Source organism: Stutzerimonas sp., assembly GCF_982611455.1.
Genome location: NZ_CEXBBO010000073.1, coordinates 1 through 4192 on the forward strand (window position 1 = coordinate 1; position 4192 = coordinate 4192).

Annotated in this window: 4 protein-coding genes; 3 read left to right on the forward strand and 1 reads right to left on the reverse strand. The window is 55.9% G+C overall.

What is annotated here, in order from left to right:
• Positions 1-866 (forward strand): recombinase family protein (locus AC2LD7_RS21745; RefSeq protein ID WP_484599690.1); only part of this gene is annotated, 866 nt, incomplete at its 5' end.
• A gap of 824 nt (positions 867-1690) precedes the next feature.
• Here the strand turns inward: AC2LD7_RS21745 and AC2LD7_RS21750 are convergent.
• Positions 1691-2539: a hypothetical protein gene (locus AC2LD7_RS21750; RefSeq protein ID WP_484599691.1), complete on the reverse strand. Its 849-nt coding sequence runs from the start codon at positions 2537-2539 to the stop codon at positions 1691-1693.
• A gap of 100 nt (positions 2540-2639) precedes the next feature.
• Here AC2LD7_RS21750 and AC2LD7_RS21755 point away from each other — a divergent pair, with 100 nt between their 5' ends.
• On the forward strand, positions 2640-3395 hold the full coding sequence (locus tag AC2LD7_RS21755; RefSeq protein WP_484599693.1) for an aspartate/glutamate racemase family protein: 756 nt from the start codon (positions 2640-2642) through the stop codon (positions 3393-3395).
• Positions 3392-4192 (forward strand): asparaginase domain-containing protein (locus AC2LD7_RS21760; protein ID WP_484599692.1); only part of this gene is annotated, 801 nt, incomplete at its 3' end. The genes AC2LD7_RS21755 and AC2LD7_RS21760, both read left to right, overlap by 4 nt.

Sequence of the window (4192 nt, forward strand, 5' to 3'; positions counted from 1 at the left end):
AGGCCGGGTGCGAACGCATCTACCAAGACATCGCCAGCGGCGCGAAAAGCGCCCGTCCGGAACTGGACAAACTGCTGGCCAACGTGCGTCCGGGTGATGCCGTGGTGATCTGGAAACTGGATCGCCTCGGGCGCTCGCTCAAGCACCTGGTCGAGCTGGTCGGCGAGCTGGCAGAGCGTAAGGTCGGCTTGCAGAGCCTGAATGACCCCATCGACACCACCCATGCCCAAGGCCGCCTGGTGTTCAACCTGTTCGCCTCGCTGGCCGAGTTCGAGCGCGAGCTGATCCGCGAGCGGACTCAGGCGGGCCTGTCGGCCGCACGGTCGCGGGGCCGGATCGGTGGCCGTCCCAAGGGTCTGCCCGCCAAGGCCGAGGCCACCGCCATGGCGGCGCAAACGCTGTACCGCGAGGGTCGCCTGAGCGTCAGCGCCATCGGCGAGAAGCTACACATCTCCAAGAGCACACTGTACAGCTACCTGCGCCACCGGGGTGTCGAGATCGGCGCATACCAGAAGAGCGCCCGGTCACGCGATCAGCAGATCACGGCCTCGTCGTCATCGCCGGCAGAGCCGCCCGCTGTCGAGCGGGTGGCCACCGTCACCCTGCGCCTGGCGGTGGTGAATAACAGCAAGTTCGTGCGCGGCCGGAAACGGGCCAAGGAGAACATCGAGCGCTACTGCCTGGAACCCTACGGCATGAAACGGCTGGAGTCGGGCCACTACGAGTTGGCCATTTCGTATCGAAGCGACGACGAGCTGGACAAGACCGTGCACGACCTGCTGACCGAGATCAGCCAGGAAGCCGACATGCGCAACTGCTTCATCGAGGCGGATGCCTGGGAAGAAGGCACCGAGCGCAGGTGGTAGGGCTTACGTTGGTTTTTGGTTCCATTGCTCCCCAAACCCCTGACCCGTGCGTTCAAAAAAGTGGTTGGCATCACGCCCGGCAGCTTCCGAAACAACCGCGCCTGATCCTATACACAATCCCAAGCTATGACGACGCGCAGATTCTGTTGCGGGGGATGAGTCAGTTTTAGGGGTAGTTCAACTCTGGTATGAGTCTCCGCGACTATTGTCGTTGCCATTCCCTGATCGCTGCATTGAAGCGCTCGATGACCTCGCCGGGAATGTTCGCCGAGAAGATATAGTGCAGTGGGTCTGCGACCTGTTCGTTGATAACGAGCCGTAGTATCGGATGGGAGGAGGTCTGCGCAAGCATCTGGGCAACACCATCCTCAACGATAAAACCGTCCAGACGGTTAGGCCCTCGAACACACATCGAACATGACTTCTCTTCGCCAGACCTGATCTCCCCTCCTCATCAAGTGCACATGAAGTTTGAGGGCATGTCTGAAGGTTATCCGCCAGCCTGATCAGTCTCTGGAGGTTAGACAGCTGCCAGTGGCCGCTCCCGTTGCTGAGTCGCCCCAGAATTCGTAGGCGCTGGATGGCCGCTTTTGGCCGATTTCTGCCGGCTGCTTCTGGCTGGAGTCGGCCAATATCGGCCGTTTGAGATCGGCGGCACCGAGCTTAATCGGACAACCACCCGCTCGGCCTCAAGCCAATTGTGCGTCGCCAAAAATTTCGCAATTGAGTCAACTTTCGAAGCAGACTTCAATGGTATGACCGTAATTAATGCCTGCTTCATTCAGAGTTGCGTTAAATCACCACTCCACCCGCTCATGCTTTTCCTACATATGCCCACCCGAAAATGCTTCAAATACATCTGGCCCTGAGTAAGCATTATCAATCATCGGCAGAACATGTTTTGGAATCTCAGGATTGTCCCTATCAAACAATCCGCATTTACGCAGAGCTGCAAACAAGGACATCTGAGGTGCCAATCGTTCAAGGTAGGTTCGCACACAGCAAGGTACATGATCGCGGTTGGCAGAAACTCCAATCTTTACACCGTATAGCCGGGTCCAGCGGTGCGAGTAGTCGGGGTAAAGTACCGTCTGGGTTATCTCGATCCCTGCACTGTACTCATAGTCATTTAGAAAGATTCGATCCCCTGTCATAAGGGCTGTGCCCTGATATCTGTAGTGCCGTTTGCATGTGCGATCGAATGGTCCCATACGCTCGAGCCGCCGATAGTAGAAGTGATTTCCATCCGACGTAACAGCAACAAGGGCACGAACGATCTGCCCACGCGAAGACATCGAGAAGTAGTACTCGAAGAAGAATCCCACGAGATTGGCAAGCCGCAGATCGTTTCGGCTAAAGATTCGATCGACATGCTGACGAAGCGTTTGTACGAACGAGTCGGAAGCCAAACCTCGCCGCTTTATGATCTGCGCGAACTCCTCCTCAGGCATAAGGATTTCGTGGGTTTCGACTCCAAAGTAATCACAGATGCGCCGCATCATCGCGCCGCGCGGGAACGATGTAGCCGCAAGGTATCGGTTGAACTGGCTGCGATTGATATTCAGATCCTGCGCAACTCGCGTAATAGACGGACGGTAACTGCATAGCAGACGGAGATTCGACCCGAAATTTTCCATGGTGCTAAGTGGCTCTCTAAAAGCATCACAATGCATCAAAATTCATTTGTTTGCCAAATACTGAGCACTCCGAGCTCTGAGTAACCTTGTCCGGGAATCCACCCATTTCTCGGAGCACCTCATGCGGTCGGAAGTCATGCTTAGTACCCACTCCCGCGCGACTATCGGAATTATCACAGGGTCAGGCCCGGAAGCAGGCTTGGATCTGTGGGCAAAGATCCTCAAACGTAACAAAAAATCGATTGGTAAAAGCTTTCAGGGCGACCTCGATGCGCCACGAATGGTAGTGGTCTCGGAACCATTGTTGGGGTTGTCCATGGACCTTGCTGCGAACGAAGAAGCAGTGTGGTCAGCCATGCGCCAGTCTTTGAACATACTTGCACCTCAGGTTGATGCCTATGCCATAGCCTGCAACACATTGAATTGGTTCGCGCCGCGTATCGCCGAGCTGAACTTGAGTGCAGAGCTCATCTCTTTTCAGTCGGTGCTTGAGCGTTGGATCAATGATTCCGGGGTGACTCGCCTGGCGCTTCTTGGCGCAGCTCCTGTCACAGAAATGGGCGAGTGGTCAGCTTATCGCGACCTGAGCAAATTGACAGAAGTGGAGCTTCCTGAAAGCCCAAAGGATCTGCATGTCCTCATCGAAGACGTGAAACGTCTGGGCAGCGACGATCCCTCACTTCGTCCGAGGTTCAAGCAGATCATTGATGCTCTCACTTCGGATGTCCTGATTCTGGCGTGCACGGAGCTGCCGCTGATTGCAGATATACAAACTGAAAAGACCCTCGTTGATGTAACCAACTTGGTTGCTGACGCATTAGTCGCCTGCTCATGTTCAGGCGAAATTGTTACCACACCAAAGGTCGGGCGTGATGTGGAGCTGCAGGTATGAACAAGATGCAGTTCCCTAGCACCTCAACAGGAACGGCCGCGAATATCACCTTGAGTCACGGGGTAAACATGCTACAGGCTTCGAGGTCGCCGACACTGGATCAGGCCCCCGATACAGAAACTGTAAAAAAGCTGGTTGTACTGCATACCGGCGGAACTATCGGCATGGTGCCTGGGCTGGATGGGTTGACGCCTGCGCAAGGTGTACTTGAACAAGCGATCGAAAGTCTCTCGCCAGACGATGTCAATGTCACGGTACTGGCATTTGATCCGCTCGTGGATAGCGCAGAAGTCAGCTTCACGCACTGGAACCGGATGATCGATCTCATCACCGGCTCTGAGTGCGATGGGTTCGTCATCACCCACGGCACAGACACGATGGCCTTCACTGGGGCAGCACTGTCTCTAGCTCTGAGCGGAATTGACGTTCCAGTTGTTCTCTGCGGCTCCATGCTCCCACTGAATACCGGTGGCGACGCCGAAGGAAACCTTTTACTGGCGCTCAAGGCGGCGAGCGAGAATCGAGCCGGAGTCTGGCTTGCCTTCGCCAGCAAGCTCCTACCAGCCGGTGGGCTGATCAAACACAACTCTCATGATGCCGACGCTTTTCGCTCTGTGCCACAGCTCCCTGAAGCCGAGCTGCCACGTCGATGCTGCTTTAAGGCTAAACATCTGGCAATCCTGACTCTGTCCCCTGGCTTACCTGCCTCGGCTGTGGGCGCTGCTCTGAAAAAGCTCGACGGTGAACCGCCCCGGCTTCCCCGGAGGCTCCAACTCTTGAGAGGATGGAGCCATGAA

Excerpts from the sequence above, each read along its gene's own strand:
- AC2LD7_RS21750 (WP_484599691.1), bottom strand. The coding sequence starts at position 2,539 with ATGCATTGTGATGCTTTTAGAGAGCCACTTAGCACCATGGAAAATTTC.
- AC2LD7_RS21755 (WP_484599693.1), top strand. The coding sequence starts at position 2,640 with ATGCTTAGTACCCACTCCCGCGCGACTATCGGAATTATCACAGGGTCA.